The organism is Alteromonas sp. ALT199 (assembly GCF_018619335.1).
In the GTDB taxonomy this organism is placed as follows: Bacteria; Pseudomonadota; Gammaproteobacteria; order Enterobacterales; family Alteromonadaceae; genus Alteromonas.
On the sequence record NZ_JAHHDX010000024.1, the window covers coordinates 1 to 18,507 of the forward strand.

An 18,507-nucleotide genomic window follows, 5' to 3' on the forward strand; every position below is an offset into this window, starting at 1 on the left:
ACGTACTCGTTTAAGATAATAGTTAATAAACCTTACTGTTAATCACGTGTCGTTATTATTAGCAGTAATTTACAGTGAGTTGATTATGCAAAGTACTACATTGAACAAACGTGAAACGAGCATCATGCAAATAACAAAAAGTATAAAAATAGTACTGCTTTTAATGGTAGGTGTGCTCTCTCTAGCAGCTTGCAGTAGTAATAAACCTCAGGTGAACATAGATAAAACTCAGAACTTTGCTGATCTTAAAACCTTTTATATTCAGCCACCGTTAAATCCAATAAATACAACATTAGCCAATCACTTGTCCTCATCAATTACCGAGAGGTTAATTGAGAAAGGCCTCACCCCGACTTCAGAACAAAGTGCCGACATCGCGGTGGGTTACTTACCTTCAACCGCAACTAAAGAAGATGGCACAACCTTGAATTTAGGGCTTGGCACCGGTAGTTTCGGGCGCTCTGGTGGTATATCGCTGGGCAGTATCTTCAGCATTCCTGTGGGCGAGCAAACTTCACTACATCAAGGGCTTCAAATTGATATGGTGAAAGACGGCACGTTTATATACAGCGCATCAGGAACGGTTGAATTAGAAGCAAAGGATAGTATTAGTATTCAAAATAAACTCGATGAGCTTGTGATAAAGCTGCTTGCGCAGTTCCCACCTAATAAATAGTGTTTTTATCCATTGGGAACAAAAGAATATAGCATGGGGAATCCCACCCCCGGCAATACTCGAAAAATCTTCCACGATAAGAAACTTGGCGTTTAAATTGCGTATGAGGTGTATTAAAACAACACCTATCATGCGCATTTAACATGAATTCAGCTAAGTAGAGTCTAAAGTGGATACCACATACCGTTACTTGTCTTCGTCGCCTTCATTATTCAACTATTTAGGCGACTCAAACAATGCCCAAAGCGGCCTTCAAGACGTTGTAGAAAAATCCAAACAAGCCCATGCCCTTAGCGATGCATTCGTTAGCTTCAAAAGCGAATTGCAGGGCAATCAAATTGACGCTTTCCTTGAAAAGGTGGAAAATGGCGACGCCACACTCAATAGCACTACACTAACAAACTACCTTGAATTTAATAGGCAAAGACTTGCCTCAGAACTAAACAATTTAGCGGCAAAATTTGGTGTTACGGATGATAAAAATTTCACGATTAACAAAGGCAAGTTGGTTGTTGAAACTGATGACAATACGCTAGGACTAGACAGAGCTACATTACACCTTCAGCAGTATCTAGAAAAAGACGCTAACCTTACTTCACTTATTGAGCAGACATCTCGACTTTCACAGTTTACTGAATGGAGTGAGGCCACCAACTTTGCGTCTACACTTAAAGATGAAGGTGTTGACGAACAGAGCATTCAGTCGTTTTTAAAAGATGCCCGCTCGTCCGTCAAATCTGATAATACATTGATATTTAATCAAAATGGCTTCGTTTTTTCTTCTGAAGGCCAAACTAAAACTCTTATAGAAGCGTTTCAGAAATAAGAGTGGATATTGGTGCTAGTTCAGGGGAAAGATCACCTCATAACAGCGATATTGCCTGAATTAGTATAAATTAGTTATCGCTACCAGCTTCTTCTAATACTCGTATTGCGAAGCGCAAAAAAAGCGCCTTAAAGGCGCTTTTCGTTTGTTAAGCATGGTCTAAACTAGCTGTGATGACGCTGTTTTTTGCCACGCTTCTTTTTCATATTATCAAACTTTTCAAGCTGCTCATCGGTTAGAATATCCGCTACCTTCATGCGAATTTCGGCACGCTTAAGAAAATGTGCTTTTAGTTTTTCAGCCTTTTGCTCCGCAATCGCATTTACCTTTTCTTGATAGTCCGCGTCATCTGGGTTTAGGCCCGCCAGCGCATTCATTTTCCTGCGCTTACCTTCTTCACCCATTTCGGCTCTTTTAGCCTGACGCTCAGCTTTAAGCTCCTCTTTCAATACTTGAAACTGCGTCATTTGCTCGTCGGTTAGGTCAAGTACTCTTTCCATTTTATGCAAAGGAAAGAAATCTCCACCTCTGCGTTCATCTGAATTCTTACCACCTGCGTAAGCAGTGGTTGCGATACATGCACTTAATAAAACACCGGTAATTAATTTTTTCATCTTAATCTTCCTACTTGTTTTGCCATGTTTATGCATGACGTTTAAAAATAATGTTGTTTCATCGACGGAATTAAGTATGCGTGAATCAATCGATAAGTAGGGTTAAGCTAGTGTAAAGTTCGGTAAAGTTAAAAAAATAGTGCGGTTATAAGGGTTAGTATTAGGTTATGGAAAATGAAAAAATAAATATTCTACTCGTTGATGACGACAAAGACCTGTGTGCCCTACTCCAAGAGTTTTTAGAAGGCGATGGCTTTAACGTAGATGCCATTCACAGTGGTGATGAAGCGATAAAAACACTACTAAACACCGACAAGTATGACACTGTAGTGCTAGACATCATGATGCCCGGCATGTCGGGTCTTGATGTATTAAAATCGGTTAGAGCCGAAAAGCAAACCCCAATTCTAATGCTAACAGGTCGTGGCGATGACATAGACCGAATTGTAGGGCTCGAACTAGGCGCTGATGATTACCTTCCTAAGCCTTGTAACCCAAGAGAACTTGGAGCCCGTATTCGCGCTATAATTCGAAGAACGCAATACCTAAAGACAACACCAGCCACCTCGCAAAGTGAGCTGCATGGTATTTACTTAGATTCAGGTGCACGTCAAGCAACGGTTAATGGTAAATCAATTGCACTAACAGGGGCAGAGTTCAACGCACTTAGCTACTTGATGGAGCGTGTAGGGCAAACCATTTCCAAGCAGGAGATAACGCAAGAAGTATTGAAACGTCCATTGGAAGCCTATGATAGAGCGATGGACGTTCACGTAAGTCGCATTCGTCAAAAACTAGCGGCAGTCGGCGTCACTAACGTCATTCAGTCTGTCCGCGGTGTTGGCTATCAAATGCTCACCGTTCCGCAGCAATCCGAATAGTAGGTAAGCAGCATGGTTAGTAACGTTAAATGGGCAGACTTAAAGGAAAATTTAGGAGTTAAGCGCTTATTCTGGCGAATTTTTGTTAGTTTTTGGGTGGCGAGCTTAACGGTAATGACAGCTACTGGGTACGTTTTGGTAAACGAATATACCTCAAGTAACTATACCAAACGTTTTTTTGACGATGCGACCAATCAGGCAGAAAGAATTGTATGGCGATACGAGCATGAAACGTTTACAAAAGGCAGGGCTAGAAACGAGATTAAAGAGTGGATTAAACGACGAAATGGTCGAGAAAATCAGCTGATCCCCATGCTAATTTCTTCGGTAAATGGCGATGTAATTTATCACTACCGAATGAATAAGGTGCCTGAGGACCAACGGGTAACACGTGAAATCTATGGCCCTTCAAACACGCAATACATAGTTCAATTTAGACAACCGCAAACCCCGCGAATCTATAAGCAAGTACTCAATCGTTTTCAATCAGTACAGTTTGTATTCATATTTTTAGCCTCGGCACTTGTAAGCGCCTTACTTAGTTGGAGCATTGTCAAACCCATTAAGTATTTAGGCGCCTTTAGCCGAAAATACGCTAACGAACAAATACCATCTCAGGTACCTACTCAGCTTCTCTCTCGTGGCGACGAATTTGGCGATTTAGCTGCTGACATCAACTTTATGGTTAGCAAAACCGCTGATGCAATAGATGCGCAGCAAAGGTTGTTGCATGACGTTTCTCATGAATTGCGTGCTCCACTTGCTCGACTGCAGGCGTCTGCAGCAATAATCGAACAGCATCAACCAGAGAACAAACACGTACTGCAAATACACAGTGACTGCCATCGAATGGACCAACTCATTCAGCAAATTTTGAACTTTTCTTCGTTAGAAAAGACCCCGCAGAACGCAGAGCCTATTGATGTAATTGCTTTATGTGATCGTGTTTTAGACGATATGGCAATTAACTATCCAGGTATTCCTACTACGTTGACCTTAGATGATGGGGCAAAAGTTGAGGCTATTATTAACGGCTTCCCCGAAGCTTTACATCAGGCGTTAGACAACATTGTTGGTAATGCATGTAAATACTCTAACAAGGGGCAGACTGTTTTCGTAAACGTGGCGGCCAGTGCAAACGATGTAGTCATTGTTGTTGAAGATAATGGCGTGGGCGTTGATAACGCTGAGATTGAAAAACTGATGCAGCCTTTTTACCGAGCTGGGAATCGGATGCATACCGAAGGCTTTGGTTTAGGGTTAACGATAGCGCTAAAAGCAGTGAAAAAGCACGGCGGTACACTTGTTATGCATAGCCCCAAAGAAGGTGGGCTTAAGGTCGAAATCACTTTACCCAAAAAGGTACCTACTAAAGCATAAAACATTTTGAAAAAACGCCCTTTACTGCCACAAGATTAGCCACATGTTTTCGTTTTGCAAAAAATTACTGACACTGTGGAGGTTGTGTAGTTGCCGAAAATAGAGGAAGTTGATGATAAATAGCGTTATGCTTGGCTGCATGAAGAAGTACAGATTAACATAATGGCCGCGCAACAGCCGCTTTCCGTAAAAAAAAACCTAACCATTAGGTTATTGCGAGTATTAAGGTACAACAAAGCCCGAATTGAGCGCGCGCTTTCCCTCATGCCTGAAAAACACAGGCCACTTTTTCATGTGCTACCCTTTCTTGTACATGTTAATCACGAAGCCCTTCCGGGTTATATTGCACCACTGTCGTCAGGCGAAACCGTCCCTTTTGGCATCAATAACTATTCATTTAGATCTGATATAGAAAAAGCGCTATTACGATGTTTTCCTTCTGACAGCCATCTTTTCTCTGATATTAAACAGATTTGGCCCAGGCAACGGGCTGTAGAATCGCTTGTCCTCATGGGCAGCGTGGGCACTATTGCGCAAACTGATGACTCAGATTTTGATTTTTGGGTGTGCATCGACGGCAATCAGTTTTCAGATGAAGAACTTTCCTTGCTTCAACAAAAGCTTACCGCTATTGAGAAATGGGCTGATAAAACCTTTGGAATTGAAGTACATTTCTTTTTATCTGAAATAGATAAAGTAAAACAAAACGACTTCGGTATTGCTGAGGGGGAAAGTGCGGGCTCAGCACAAGCGTTGTTTTTAAAAGCCGAGTTTTACAGCACTAATATTGTAGTTGCAGGCAAGGCTCCCTTTTGGTGGCTTACCCCAGAAAAAACCAGCGAAAAGCAGTACCAAACCATCTACAACAGCCTTGAAAAGGGTGGCTCACCAGATTTGGACTGGTTTATGGACTTGGGACATCTTGAAAAGCTTGACGCAAGCGAACTGTTTGGCGCAGCCATTTGGCAATTGGGGAAAGCTATGGATTCCCCCTTTAAGTCAGTGTTAAAAATGGCAAAACTTGAAGTGTACTTAGCCAACATTTCTAATGGGCAGCCGCTGTGTAACTTACTAAAAAAACATGTTCACCGCGGCGCTGAAGCGCCGGGCCGTGTCGCAGACATTGACCCTTACGCGCTAATGTTCGACGAACTTATCACTCACTACAAATCCAACGGCCAGCCCGAGGACATTGAAGTACTTCAACAATGCTTGTACTTAAAGTGCGCATGCTCGCTAAGCCAGCCCCTTTTCGAGGGAGAAAAGCCAAACTTTAAACGCAGGATATTAGCGTCTTATGCAAGGCAATGGGGCTGGAGCCGAAAGCATATCCATCATTTAGACAACCAACAAGATTGGACGTTTAGTGAGCGAGTACAGCTAAGCCGTCGGGTCCACAGTTTTCTCTTAAAGTGTTATAGACGAATTTCTAAAGAACTTGGTCACCATCAGCAAGTAATGGATGAAAAAGACATGACGGTTCTTGGTAGGCGCTTGAGCACGTATTACGCAAAAAAAGAAAATAAAATAGAATTTCTGCGGCGCGCTTTTGAGGAAAGCCTTTACTGTGAAAAAATCACTATCGCCATGCGCCAGCTTAAAAACGGTGATGAAGTTTGGTCTGCCTATGCTGGTGATTTGTTAAGTAAATCTGGCATTATTGATGAAGCACAGAAAATATCCCAAGCGCCCAGCGCTATTGCGCTAATGGTCTGGCTGGTATCAAGTAAGATTATCGACACAGGTAGTAAAGTTTATCTAGACTACAACTATGGCGAAATAAGTGAGCTAGACCTTAACGACCTGCTTAAGCATTTATGCAAACATTTTCCGCCGGTCAAAGTATCCACCCTCCCCCGTAACGACTTACTTGCACGGGAGCGTATAACCGCGTGTTTCGCTATTGTTAACTTCCCTACCTTACGTCAGAAAGCGACGGTTGAAGATGTGGCCATTATCTATAAGACATCTTGGGGCGAAACGTTTTTGAAATTCGGCAATGATGTACTCGATACCCTATGGTACGACCTTCAAGAAGTATCTCCTAAACCGCTATGTTATGTAATGGTACCGAGGGGAAATCAACAGTCCCGCATCTTAGGCGAATTTTTAGAGTCAAACGATTTCAATTTTAATGTCCTCTATTGAAAATAATTTGCACCATCTTTTTACACGCAGCGTAACTCAGGAACTAAAAGCTAGGGCCAACTACTTCACCTTTCTTTAGGCGCTTTTATACCTAATTAGTAACTAAGTACTTAGCTTACACCCTACTTACTACTCACCATAATTGATTTAAAAACACACAAAAATCACTTGCACTTTAGAATTACAGGTGTAATCTAAATACATCGACTACAACTGTAATCAATAAAGTAGATCTCGTCACTATGAGCCAAAAGTCAGACAAACCCGATATTTCTAACGCCGAATTTGAAGTATTAGACGTACTGTGGGACGACCACCCTGCCACGTCCAATGAAGTTGTTGAACGGTTAAATTATAAAAAAGACTGGCACGACAAAACCGTAAAGACGCTGTTAGGGCGCTTGGTAAAAAAGGAAGTATTAGGCTTTGAAAAACAACAGCGACAGTACCTTTATTATCCGCTGATTGCTCGAGAAGACTATACAAAGAAAGAAACCACGAGTTTTGTAAGCCGACTATTTAAAGGAAAAATCGCGCCTATGGTCGCCGGGTTTGCAAATCAAAACTCACTGTCTAAGCAAGATGTGAACGAGCTGAAAGCGCTTATTAAAGAGTGGGAAGAAAACAATGATTGATTGGATTATTGCCCAGCAAGGCATTTTGTCGCTCGCTCTCATTTTACTCATTGTTTCGGAGCACTTTTTCACATCTAAATTAGGTGCCTCTTTAATGTATAGATTATGGGCGCTAATACCAGGTTGCCTGCTAGTTAATAACCTTCCTCTGTCGATGGTTAGCATCCCATCAAATAGCTTTGCTCGCTACGTGGTCGGTGTTAAACCTGCAGTGAGCACTGTTGCGTTTGAAACCTGGTTTACTCTTTGGGCCATAGGCGCAAGCATTATTACTGCCTATGTTTTAGTGCATCATATTACAACATGGGCATCTGTAGGGAAGCGACGCGCTATCCACACTAATGCCTACTATTCTAGCAAAGCCGCCACTCCCATGCTGTTTGGATTTATCGCGCCCAAAGTGCTTATCCCCTTTTCGTTTAAAAGCACGTTTTCAAAGCAGCAACAGAAGCTGGTATTGGAACATGAAAATGTTCATCGCAAACATCGTGATCACCTGTGGAATACGCTAGCGCTAACTATTGCCATTCTATTTTGGTTTAACCCACTAGTTTGGCTTGCGCTTAAATCTTTCAGAATAAACCAAGAGCTGGCTTGTGATCATGCTGTACTAAAAAACAAGACAGAAAAGGAAAAACTCACCTATGCAAAAGCACTTGTGCAGTGTGCCGAGCATTGTTCACGCACTATAAATTTGTACCCAACCTTTGGAGAAAAGACGACTATGATCAAACGTCTAAATGCTATAAAACAACCTATGCGCAGCAGTAAAGTACTGGCAGCGAGCGTACTTTCTGTTGCCGCGCTACTTACTATTAATACCGCACTGGCTAATGTGCCTCCATCGCCACCAAAAGCTGAAGCCAACATGGATAAATTGAAAGTTAATGAAGCTTCGCCTATCAAACGCGTTCCACCTAGCTACCCAGTAAACGCAGCAAAAAATGATCTGGAAGGATTCGTTGTGCTTTCTTTCGATATTACTGAAACAGGCGCGACAGATAATGTAAAAGTGGTTAAATCTCAGCCGGCAGGCGTGTTTGATAAAAGTGCTAAAGTTGCGCTAAAACAGTGGGAATATAAACCGCGCATTCAGGGTGGCGAAGGCGTTAGGCAAACAGGACTCCTCGTTCAATTAGACTACCAACTGAGCTCGCAACTCGATACAACAAGTGCAGAAAAGAACGCTTCTCCAGATGCAGAGCGCATAGTTATCCCTCCCAAACAAAGTAATTAAGCAACAAACGATCAGAATACTAAAAGGAGCGCATTGCTCCTTTTAGTGTTTTGTCTAATTGACTTAATTTTTCACTAATTCACACTTATCTAGTTCGCAATACTTGCATGCTACCTACTTGCTACTTGCTACTTGCAAAACAACTAGCAGCCTGCGGTGTAGTGAAACTGTAAAGCGCCTTTACATTTCACCTAAAGAAAATACCGCTGCACTAAGGTAGAATATAAGTAATCACATACCTTAATACTTCTAATTTATGGAAGGTTTAGATAATCGATAGCTAATAACTACGATTGTTTGCAATCGCTTCACGCCATGTAGCCTTTACTTTTTGGCGTACAACAAGGAAATTTACTATGAACCGTTTCGCTTTAGCACCTGCAGTGCTTGCTCTTACAGTTTTTACAACGAACGCAAATGCCAATATAGACCAGCTTAAAGGCCTTTTAGGCGATAAAAAAGCTGACTCAACTGTCACTACTAGTAGCCTAACTGAAATGGCGACAAGTGCAGCGTCTGGTATCGACTTATCCAGCTTAGTAGGTGCAGTGTCTGACAATCTCAATGTATCTGAAACGCAATCAGAAGGCGGCATTGCGTCTATTATGAACTATGTTCAAGGTAATCTTTCTGGTGCCGACTACACACAGCTGGCAAACAGTATCCCCGGTATTGATAGCCTGCTTGAGAACGTGCCTTCACTTAGCACCGATACGGCAGCAAGTTCTAGCTCGTCACTATCAGGGTTGCTTAATAAAGCGTCTGAATATAGCTCTACACTTAAATCTGTAAATGATTTAAAGCAACAGTTTGAGGCGCTAGGCCTATCAACTGATATGATTGCCAGCTTTGCTACGCAAATCAGTTCTTATTTAAATGTAAATGCTGATGAAGAAACTCAGGCGTTGTTTAAATCTGGCCTAGATAATTTGCTTGCGGCTCTGTAATCTATAAAAGCGTGTTGACGTTTGCAGTCTAGCAAAAATCAACACGCCTTTTTCTTTTGGACAGCGCTAAATATTTCTAATAGCGACCCTGTTCACCTATTCATATTCAATTACGCAGCCTAATCGCCTATGCAAAATGCAATATCCTGGTTTTCAGCGAAGCCAACGTGGTTTCGAGTTTCTACCTACTTTGTCCTTTTCTATCTTACTTATGCCCTTCTTTTAGGTGTAGTGACCCCTGCGGTGCTAGAGGCAAAGTTACCTAACCTAGTAAAAGAAAATACAGGTCGAAATGCCACGGTAAAAGATATTGCAATAAACCCTTTTCTATTGAAGCTAGGCATTACTGATTTTGTCATCTATCCAGAATCTAAGCCATCAACCACCAGTGACAATGACGAGCTGAGTAACAATAGCAGTGAAAACAACACTACGAATAAAGCGTCAAACAATCGCTTTTTAAGTGTCGATAATTTTTCCTTAGACATCGGCTTCTGGCAATCGCTGTTTACTCTCACTCCTGCGATTGAGTCGTTAACTATCAATGCGCCATATGCAAAAGTGGCACGTTTAAATACCGATAACGACACACAAAAATTCAACTTTTCCGATATTCTTTCCCACATTGAGAAGCGTAGTACACAAAAGCAAAAAGAAGAGGAAGACGCAGCTGAAGGAGAAGTTCCTCGAGTAACACTAGGTCAATTTTCACTAAGCAACAGCCATATTGTTTTAGAAGACAAGGTTACCGATACCTTGCTTGATTACCCGGAATTGGAAGTTGCACTGCAAGACTTAGATACGCATGCCGTGATTAGTGTTCATGACAATAGCCAAGCAGCGTTTAATCAATATCAGTTCAACTTGCTTACCGCCGAAAAAGGTAAAATTAACATTAAAGGTGAATTTCAATTATCTCCGCTTAAAGTTACCACCGACATAGCTATAAGCGACGTTGCTTTGGCACCGCTTTGGTCGCTATCAAAAGATTTGATAGAAGCCAAACTAGTAGACGGCACGGTTAACTTAAGCCTTCAGGCAGAAGCCTTTGAAGGAGAAGATGCGTTTCAGTTCTTACTAAAACGCGGTGAATTTGCCGTCAATAACTTGGTATTTAATTCAGGCACATCATCAAGCGCGCAAGACAGCGCCAGCATCTCGCAAGAGATTATAGCCATCCCTGCATTTGCCATTCACGACATCAACGTCAACGGCGCAAAGCGGCAGGTAAATATTGCTGAAGTTGCGCTAGACGATGTCAGGGTGTCGGGCTTATTTGACGAGACTGGCCTCGATTTACAACGCCTATTTACACCTAAAGGCCTAACGTCTTCCAATGCCAAAAAGAGTACCAACGCAAACACCGATTTGCCTTTTAAATCGAAAATGGAAGATAACAACGCTGATCAAGCAGGCTCCAAGGAAGTATCTGAAGCTAACAATGATGTTTATGCAGAAAGCGTTTCGCATGCCCCAACAAGCGAAGAAGCGCAAACAAAAGGACAAGCACAGGAATTAGCCCAAAAGACAACATGGAAGGTTGCGCTGCAGCAGTTTGTATTCAATAACGGAACTATTGATATGGAAGAGCGCAGCATAAGTAGCGGCACCTATTACAGAATCAGTAATTTTGATATTAAAAGCGGTGAGATCACCACTGACTTCTCTAAACCCATTTCTTATACCACAAGCCTGCAATTTTCTGCTGACACTCAGGCTTTTAGCAATACGTCAAAAGGTATACTGACAAGTAGCGGAAGCCTAGTTATTGCGGAACAAACGGTAAAGGGCAAAGCAGCTATTGAGCAAATAGCACTTAATCAATTTCAGCAATATGTCTCACCCTACGCCAACGTCACCCTTGAAGAGGGTTTATTCAATCTAAATGTTGAATTTGACGCTGCAGTGGGTGATGAGGGAACTGAGACATTAAACGTTAAAGCGAGTACGAAGGTTACTGATTTAAGTGTTCTGGATGATGCCAAAGAACCGCTGTTGCAATGGCAGTCATTAAATGTGGACGATATCAATTTTAACCGCGCCTCGAATCAGCTAAGCGTAGACAATATTCAGCTACAGTCGCCCTTCGCTCGACTTATTATTGACGAAGCTAAGCAAACTAATGTGAGCAAGCTAGTTGTTGCTTCAAAAGAAGACAACAATGAAGAGCAGACCGCTAAGAATGATATCGCTGGCAAACCTGACAGCATGAACTCAACAAATTCGGCAGCATCTGCAAGTAGTGAAAAGGCTTCTTCAAACGCTGAAGAGCTTGCCATTGCCGTTAACGCCATTTCAATTGAAAACGGTAAAGCCTATTTTGCTGACCACTCATTAACACCAAAATTCGCATCGGCGATAGAAAGCCTAAACGGGAAAGTAACAGGCATCGACTCGCGTTCAGATACGCCAGCTAATGTGGATATCACTGGAAAAATAGATAACTACGCACCGGTAAAACTAGCGGGTACTATTCACCCGCTAAAAAATGATCTAGACCTAGATTTAAACTTCTCAGTAAAAGGTGCTGAACTTACTTCAGTTAACCCCTATTCTGGCACCTACATGGGCTATTACATTGACAAAGGCTTGTTGTCATTAGCTGTGCAATACAAACTTAACGGAAAAGCGCTGGACGGTAAGAATCATGTGGTTATCGACCAGCTAACGTTAGGTAAAAAATCTAATTCTGACCAAGCACTAAGTTTGCCGCTTGGGCTAGCTATCGCGCTGCTAGAAGATAGTAACGGCGTTATAGATTTAGGTTTAGATGTATCTGGAGACGTAGACAGCCCAGATTTCAGCTTTGGTTCCATAATCCTTAATGCTATTGGCAATATCATTACCAAGGCGGTGACCGCGCCGTTTTCGTTGCTGGCAAACCTAGTTGGCAGTGATGACGAGCTCGACAGTGTTGCGTTTACGTTTGGAGAACACAAGCTAAATGCTGAAGCTAAGGAAAAGCTGAACACCCTAGCTGAGGCCTTAAAAAAACGCCCTGGGCTTAGAGTAAACATCGAAGGTACGGTTGATGCTGTATCAGATGCAAGTACGCTGGCTCAACGTCAGTTAAACACCACGCTTTTCGCAAAAAGTGGGCTTGTTGATCCCACTACTACCTCCGGCAATTCGAGTACAAACAAGGGTACTTCTGCCGGTAGTGAAGTTGAAAGTCTCAGCAACAATGGTAGCTCGCAAGATGAGCCATTAACGGGCAGCCGCATCCCATTGGAAGGTCCATTAGCCGACGCCCTTTTGTCACACTATGTAGAGATGTTTACGCCCGACCTTGATCAAGAATATAAGAACATGGTGGCACAGTTATACCCTGAGCTAGCAAGTGAAGGTCAAGTTCAAGACGAAGCTCAAACTAGTAGTGATGTCGTCAATAAAGTGATTAACGAAGAAGACGTGCATAGAGCGCTGACGATTGCTCGTTACAACAAGCTTCGCAATAGTATAGACATTCCAGAAAGTGAATTAGTTGTGCTAGCTGATGCGCGCAGTAAAGCAGTAAAAAGTTATTTAGCCAATGAAGGGGAAATTGAAGCAAACCGTTTATTCTTGCTAAATACCCAGCACGACTTACACACTGAATTTAGCGGTATTGAGTTAACCTTGGAAGCGAACTAAAAAACAAAAAGGGTAGCCGATTTAGCTGGGCTACCCTCTTCTATTGACATATTTTTGAAATTTTCGGCTAGCTAAACGCTTCGAGCAACACGCAAGAGCCCTTAAGATCTTTCCGTTACTTTTTCAAGTGTGGCGCACATGTTTCAGCAACTTTTGATGCGTCAAAAATCTCAATCCAGTAGCCATCAGGATCTTTGATAAATGCAATGCCCTTCATAGAGCCATCATTGAGGCCTTTTTGAAAAGGAACATTTAGGGATTCGAATCTGGCACAGGCTGCTTCAGCATCAGGTACATGAAAACCAATGTGACCAAATCCCTTAGGTTCGGTATTGCCGTTATGGTAGCTAACGGTTTCTGGCGTATCGCCCCAATTATGGGTTAATTCAAGCATTGCTGGGCGACCAAACGTCTGTTGGGTACGCTTCTCAACATCGTTGGAAATTTCAGAAAAATCATCCCCGGCCGCCAAAAAGTACAGGCTAAATTCCATCTCTTCGAAGTCTAAACGCTTAATGAGCGTCATGCCCATTACTCGTGTGTAAAAATCTAATGAGCGCTTAGGGTCTGCAATACGTAGCATGGTTTGATTAAACACAAAACCTTTTGTCGCGTCATCTTTTTCTTCATAAAGGCCTTCGGCTTGTTCGAAGTGTCGGCTCATAATAGTCGTCCTTAGCGTAATAGATTGTTAAAGGCAAAGTAGCATCACTTTGCCTAAAAAGAGTCATAGAATTGAGGGGTGTTTTCTTTTAAACAACCGCATTTGGTCTATTATCCTACGTGCTTTACCTCAGATGCGTTTTATACGTCTGCTATTTTTAGACATTGCTATTTTTTAAAAGTAGATATTTTTTAGAGAGCTTTTATTTTTTAGAGAGCTTTCCCCAAACAGAACCCGCATCATCCTTCTTCACCGGCGACACTTTTGCACTGGTGCTTTTAGGTGTTGTTTTCAGCTTCGCTTCTTTCTGCCTGTTATCGCCCTTATTAAGTGAGCTTGGTTTAGTGTCAAAAGTACTTGCGCTTTTCGGTGCCTTGTCCGATGCTTTTCGCGTAGACTCAGGTCGATACTTTTTCACCATACCTTGCAACAAGTTACGAACCACTTGATCACCCGCTGGTTTGTAATTACGGTGGTCTGGCTTTCTAAACAATGCAGAAAGTTCACTTTTGCTAATTCTAAAGCCAGCCAGTTGAAGTACTTCAATCATATCTTCGTCTTTGTAGCTCATTGCTATACGAATTTTGCGAAGTACTTCGTTGTTACTTAATCGCTCTTTAGGCCCGAGATCTTGTGGCGCTTGTCCTTCTTGTCGACCTCGGTTTTTAATAATCAAACCATCCAAAAAAAGCGCAATGATCTTATCTCGACACGGCAAATACCCTACCTCTTCTTCCCGCTTCATTACCGCATGTAAGTAGTCTAATTCCATATCGTAATTAACTAACTTAAATATGCTGATAGTGGCGGTATCGTTAATAGCAAGTGCATAGCGTAGGCGACGTAGAACATCGTTATGAATCATGAAAATGGGCCTGAAAAGTGAAGTAGCTAATAAATGGTATAGATTAAAAGTAAAGAGCCAACCGCTCTTTTTTACATTTTACACCACTTAAGCATTTGCATCTATCGCAGCGATAAAGACAGAACCATCAATGAGTGGACCAAATCAACATTCCTCGCGTAACCACTTTACAGATCTCGCTACGCTCATTTCATTGGAGTACCGAAATTGAGCTCATTGGTAAAAGGATACTTCCATGGCAACGTTAAATCTCAATGGGAAAGACGTCAGTCTTCCTGATGATCCACGAACCACACTGTTAGATTTTCTTCATCAACATTTATCTCTTTTTGGTACAAAGAAAGGCTGCGACCACGGTCAGTGCGGTGCATGTACCGTCATTGCCGATGGCGAGCGCATAAACGCATGCTTGGTATTTGCTTTTCAATTAGAAGACGCTGAAGTCACAACCATTGAAGGTATAGGTAACGGTGCAGATGAGGCCCTTCATCCCTTGCAGCAAGCCTTTATCGAGCGTGACGCGTTTCAATGTGGCTACTGTACATCTGGTCAGATATGTTCAGGGATATCTTTACTTCGCGAGCTAAGTAATGAAGACCCTAGCGCTGTGACTTACAGCCGTTCACGTAATAGTACAGCATCTCTTAAAGAAGACATAAGCGAGCGCATGAGCGGTAATCTTTGTCGATGCGGCGCTTATCCGAATATTGTGGACGCAATCACAGATGTCATTGCTTTGGAGAAACAATAATGCAGCCATTTAATCTCCATCATTACAACGGCGACACTTCGTTAGATAATTTCCCCCTTAGCAATACATCACGTTTTTTGGCCGGCGGCACCAACCTTATTGATTTAATGAAACTGCAGGTAGAAACGCCTGAAACATTAGTGAGTCTAGCGAAATGGGAAAAAGCCAACGCTATAACCGAAGACGACAATCACTATTATATTGGCGCCATGGTGAGCAATTCTGACTTAGCTAAATTTGCTCACACGCAGCCTGCCCTATCAATACTTGCACAAGCTTTATTAAGCGGAGCAACAGTTCAATTAAGAAACCGTGCGACGACGGCCGGCAACTTATTACAGCGTACCCGTTGTTATTACTTCTACGATACAACGAAAGCCTGCAATAAAAGAGAACCTGGTACAGGCTGCAGCGCAATTAACAGTATGAATAGAATTCACGCTATTTTTGGCACCAGTGAACATTGTATTGCCACCCATCCTTCCGACATGGCGGTGGCCATGATGGCCCTAAACGCACAAGTGCATACCCAACAACCTAATGGCAACACTCGTCAAATTGCGCTAAGGGATTTTTACCGTGAGCCTGGCGACACACCACACATAGAAAATCATTTAGAAGATGATGAACTTATCACCCATATCAGCATAGAGAAGAAAGCTAATGGCACGCAGTACTACCACAAAGTACGCGACCGTTCCTCGTATGCATTCGCCCTTGTTTCCGTTGCTGCTGGTTTAAAAATTGATGACGGACGTGTTAAAGACCTTACACTCGCCTTTGGTGGTGTAGGCACTAAGCCTTGGTACCCGCAAAAGGCTATTCGTGTTCTTGAAGGCGCTGAGATAACACCTGAAGTTATATCGCAAGCGGCTGAAGCTGAATTATCCAGTGCAAAAACCTACGGCAGTAACGATTTCAAGCCAGAACTATTGCGCAGGACGTTAGAAAAAGTGCTTTTAGAGATAGCAGAACATCAGGAAAAGCACCCCGAGCATGAAGGAGCTTTATATGACAACGCATAACGCTAAAACGGTAGGAACCTCAGTTAGCCGGGTTGATGGCGCTGCAAAAGTGACAGGGCAAGCAAGGTATGCTGCAGAGCATATGAGCGAACGCGCTCCTTTAATAGGCTGGGTTGTATCAAGTGACACTGCCGTAGGTGAAATCACATCCCTTAATACAGAGCAAGCAGAACAGGCCGATGGCGTACACGCGGTGATCACACATATTAATGCGGGGCCTCTTAAGCCATTTAGCAAGCCTGCGGATGAAAGTAGGTTTACCCAAAGTCGCGCCGTACTTAACGAGCCTCACATTCGTCATTTTGGTGCGCCCGTGGCATTAGTTATTGCTGACACTTTGGAGCAAGCACGCTATGCTGCAAGTCTAGTTAGCTATACCATAAATGGTAAAACACCAGACTTACTCACAGAGTTTGATGATGCTACGCAAAAGCCAGAGTCGCTAGATGGTGGGTTTGAAGCAGATGCATCTAGCGGAAACAAACCACAGCAGCGCGATATTCGCGCAAGCATCCACACAACCTATACCACGCCAAGCCAAATCTCGGCCGCTATGGAGCCCCACGCCACGGTTGCCGACTTTAAAGATGGAAAGCTTGAGGTCTATTGTAGTGTGCAAATTATTGCAACGGCTGTAGAAGCGCTCGCTATTACTCTTGAAATGGATGTAGAAGACATTGTAGTGAAAAGCCCCTTTGTAGGTGGTGGCTTTGGCTCTAAGCTAGGTCTTCATTTCGATGCAACGCTCGCTTGTATTGGTGCTAGGCATTTGGAACGTGCGGTCAAAGTTGTATTAAGTAGACGCCAGGTTTTTTATAACACCCCTCACCGAGGTCACAGTACACAACAGATAAACCTTGCCTGTGGTGATGATCATGCCCTGCTGAGCGTACAGCACAAAAGCGCTATGCCAAAGGCTAAAGGCTATGAATTTGCCGAAGCAACGGGGGCTGGCGCACGGGTTACCTATAAATCACAGTTTATTGAAAGTACGCATAGAGTCAAAGACGTTGACCTGCCGCTTATCGACTCTACCCGCTCTCCCGGCGACGCCATTGGTTCGTTGGCTTTTGAGTCGGCTATTGATGAACTTGCGCATGAAGCAGGTATCGACCCGCTGACGTTTCGCATAAAAAACCTGCCTGTCGTACACCCTATGAAAGGCACGCGGTTTACTACTCACAACTTAGGTGAGTGCCTTCGCCAAGGTGCGCAGAACTTCAAATGGCAACATAAAGCACAGCCCACACCAGGGAAAAAAATTGGTCATGGGGTAGCCAGCGCTATGCGTATGAATGTGCTTGTTGAAAGCTCAGCGGAAGTGGAATTAAGTGCAAACGGTGAGGTAACGGTTCGTACTGATATGACAGATATTGGGACAGGAACCTACACCATTCTTACCCAAATTGCCGCAGACACCTTAAATACGTCGGTAGACAATGTCACGGTAAAACTTGGTGATAGCCGCTACCCCGCCTCATGCGGTTCAGGCGGCTCATTTGGCGCAGCTAGCTCTGGCTCGGCGGTTAAAAAGGCGTGTGAAGCTCTTATTGCGAATATTAAAAGCTCACTTCCCCCTACCCTTAGCCAAGCGGAAGTGCACATTTCAGGTGGGCAAATAAAGTTGGTGCCTAGCGCAAAAGGTGACATTAATGGTACGACTGACGTGCACTCGCTTGACGACTTTATGTCTCACAGCGACTTCCCATTATCAGCAAGCGGCAAAGTATCCGCAGACGACACCAGTGACGATGAGCAGTACTCCTGTGGCGCGCATTTTGCGGAAGTTGAGGTAGATGAATACACAGGTGAAGTTAGGCTACTTCGCCAGTATGGATTGTTTAGCGCGGGTCAAATCTTGAATATAAAAACCGCGGCATCTCAGATAAAAGGAGGGATGGTATGGGGCGCAGGCTATGCGCTTACCGAAGGAATCCACCATCACACAGATACGGCAAGCTTCGTAAACCCAGACTTCGGTGAATATCATGTTGCTGTAAATAGAGATATTAGCGAGGTAAGTTTAGATTTTTTACAAGAGCCAGATTATGCTGCATCACCCGTTGGTGCGAAAGGTATCGGTGAGCTAGGCATTACAGGTGCTGGCGCCGCCATCGCTAACGCAATTTTTGACGCGTGCAAGGTGCGGGTGCGAGATTTCCCCATCACTATGGATAAAATAATCGCCGGCTATAACTAAACGAAAAAGAGGCGGCCTAATAAGG

General features: G+C 43.2%; 15 protein-coding genes. 12 read left to right on the forward strand and 3 right to left on the reverse strand.

Going from position 1 to position 18,507, the window contains the following annotated elements:
• Positions 1-124: 124 nt before the first annotated feature.
• Both KL866_RS02905 and KL866_RS02910 read left to right on the forward strand, forming a co-directional pair.
• Positions 125-676, forward strand: coding sequence for a DUF4136 domain-containing protein (locus KL866_RS02905; protein WP_251139797.1), 552 nt, complete (start codon positions 125-127; stop codon positions 674-676).
• Positions 677-845: 169 nt separating this feature from the next.
• Positions 846-1,502 (forward strand): hypothetical protein, encoded by a 657-nt coding sequence (locus KL866_RS02910; RefSeq protein WP_025256033.1) that lies wholly within the window; start codon positions 846-848, stop codon positions 1,500-1,502.
• A 164-nt stretch (positions 1,503-1,666) separates the two neighbouring features.
• Here the strand turns inward: KL866_RS02910 and KL866_RS02915 are convergent, their stop codons facing one another.
• Positions 1,667-2,116, reverse strand: a complete 450-nt coding sequence (locus KL866_RS02915; protein WP_025256034.1) for a Spy/CpxP family protein refolding chaperone — start codon at positions 2,114-2,116, stop codon at positions 1,667-1,669.
• A 167-nt stretch (positions 2,117-2,283) separates the two neighbouring features.
• On the opposite strand from KL866_RS02915, the gene KL866_RS02920 reads away from it, so the two are divergent.
• The 7 genes from KL866_RS02920 to KL866_RS02950 all read left to right on the forward strand — a co-directional run bounded on the left by KL866_RS02920 (position 2,284) and on the right by KL866_RS02950 (position 12,977).
• Positions 2,284-2,997 (forward strand): response regulator transcription factor, encoded by a 714-nt coding sequence (locus KL866_RS02920; protein ID WP_025256035.1) that lies wholly within the window; start codon positions 2,284-2,286, stop codon positions 2,995-2,997.
• Positions 2,998-3,009: 12 nt separating this feature from the next.
• Positions 3,010-4,377, forward strand: a complete 1,368-nt coding sequence (locus tag KL866_RS02925; RefSeq protein ID WP_025256036.1) for a HAMP domain-containing sensor histidine kinase — start codon at positions 3,010-3,012, stop codon at positions 4,375-4,377.
• Positions 4,378-4,539: 162 nt separating this feature from the next.
• Positions 4,540-6,525, forward strand: a complete 1,986-nt coding sequence (locus KL866_RS02930) for a class I adenylate cyclase (RefSeq protein WP_025256037.1) — start codon at positions 4,540-4,542, stop codon at positions 6,523-6,525.
• A 242-nt stretch (positions 6,526-6,767) separates the two neighbouring features.
• Positions 6,768-7,160 carry a BlaI/MecI/CopY family transcriptional regulator gene (locus KL866_RS02935; RefSeq protein WP_025256038.1) on the forward strand — a complete coding sequence of 131 codons (393 nt, stop codon included), beginning with the start codon at positions 6,768-6,770 and terminating at the stop codon, positions 7,158-7,160.
• Complete coding sequence (locus KL866_RS02940; RefSeq protein ID WP_025256039.1) at positions 7,153-8,397, forward strand: TonB family protein; 1,245 nt, start codon at positions 7,153-7,155, stop codon at positions 8,395-8,397. Before KL866_RS02935 ends, KL866_RS02940 begins: the two co-directional genes overlap by 8 nt.
• 356 nt (positions 8,398-8,753) lie before the next feature.
• Positions 8,754-9,344, forward strand: a complete 591-nt coding sequence (locus KL866_RS02945; protein WP_025256040.1) for a DUF2780 domain-containing protein — start codon at positions 8,754-8,756, stop codon at positions 9,342-9,344.
• A 129-nt stretch (positions 9,345-9,473) separates the two neighbouring features.
• Positions 9,474-12,977: a DUF748 domain-containing protein gene (locus KL866_RS02950; RefSeq protein ID WP_214993266.1), complete on the forward strand. Its 3,504-nt coding sequence runs from the start codon at positions 9,474-9,476 to the stop codon at positions 12,975-12,977.
• 115 nt (positions 12,978-13,092) lie between these two features.
• On the opposite strand, the gene gloA is transcribed toward KL866_RS02950, so the two are convergent.
• Both gloA and KL866_RS02960 read right to left on the reverse strand, forming a co-directional pair.
• Positions 13,093-13,641 carry a lactoylglutathione lyase gene (gene gloA / locus KL866_RS02955; protein WP_025256042.1) on the reverse strand — a complete coding sequence of 183 codons (549 nt, stop codon included), beginning with the start codon at positions 13,639-13,641 and terminating at the stop codon, positions 13,093-13,095.
• Positions 13,642-13,843: 202 nt separating this feature from the next.
• Positions 13,844-14,506 (reverse strand): DUF1456 family protein, encoded by a 663-nt coding sequence (locus KL866_RS02960; RefSeq protein WP_214993268.1) that lies wholly within the window; start codon positions 14,504-14,506, stop codon positions 13,844-13,846.
• A 235-nt stretch (positions 14,507-14,741) separates the two neighbouring features.
• Here KL866_RS02960 and KL866_RS02965 point away from each other — a divergent pair, with 235 nt between their 5' ends.
• Genes KL866_RS02965 through KL866_RS02975 form a run of 3 tightly spaced genes read left to right on the forward strand, consistent with a single transcriptional unit; the run spans position 14,742 to position 18,482 of the window.
• On the forward strand, positions 14,742-15,257 hold the full coding sequence (locus KL866_RS02965) for a (2Fe-2S)-binding protein (RefSeq protein WP_025256044.1): 516 nt from the start codon (positions 14,742-14,744) through the stop codon (positions 15,255-15,257).
• Positions 15,257-16,282, forward strand: coding sequence for a xanthine dehydrogenase family protein subunit M (locus KL866_RS02970; protein WP_025256045.1), 1,026 nt, complete (start codon positions 15,257-15,259; stop codon positions 16,280-16,282). Before KL866_RS02965 ends, KL866_RS02970 begins: the two co-directional genes overlap by 1 nt.
• Positions 16,269-18,482 carry a xanthine dehydrogenase family protein molybdopterin-binding subunit gene (locus KL866_RS02975; RefSeq protein WP_025256046.1) on the forward strand — a complete coding sequence of 738 codons (2,214 nt, stop codon included), beginning with the start codon at positions 16,269-16,271 and terminating at the stop codon, positions 18,480-18,482. Before KL866_RS02970 ends, KL866_RS02975 begins: the two co-directional genes overlap by 14 nt.
• The last annotated feature ends 25 nt before the right edge of the window (positions 18,483-18,507 follow it).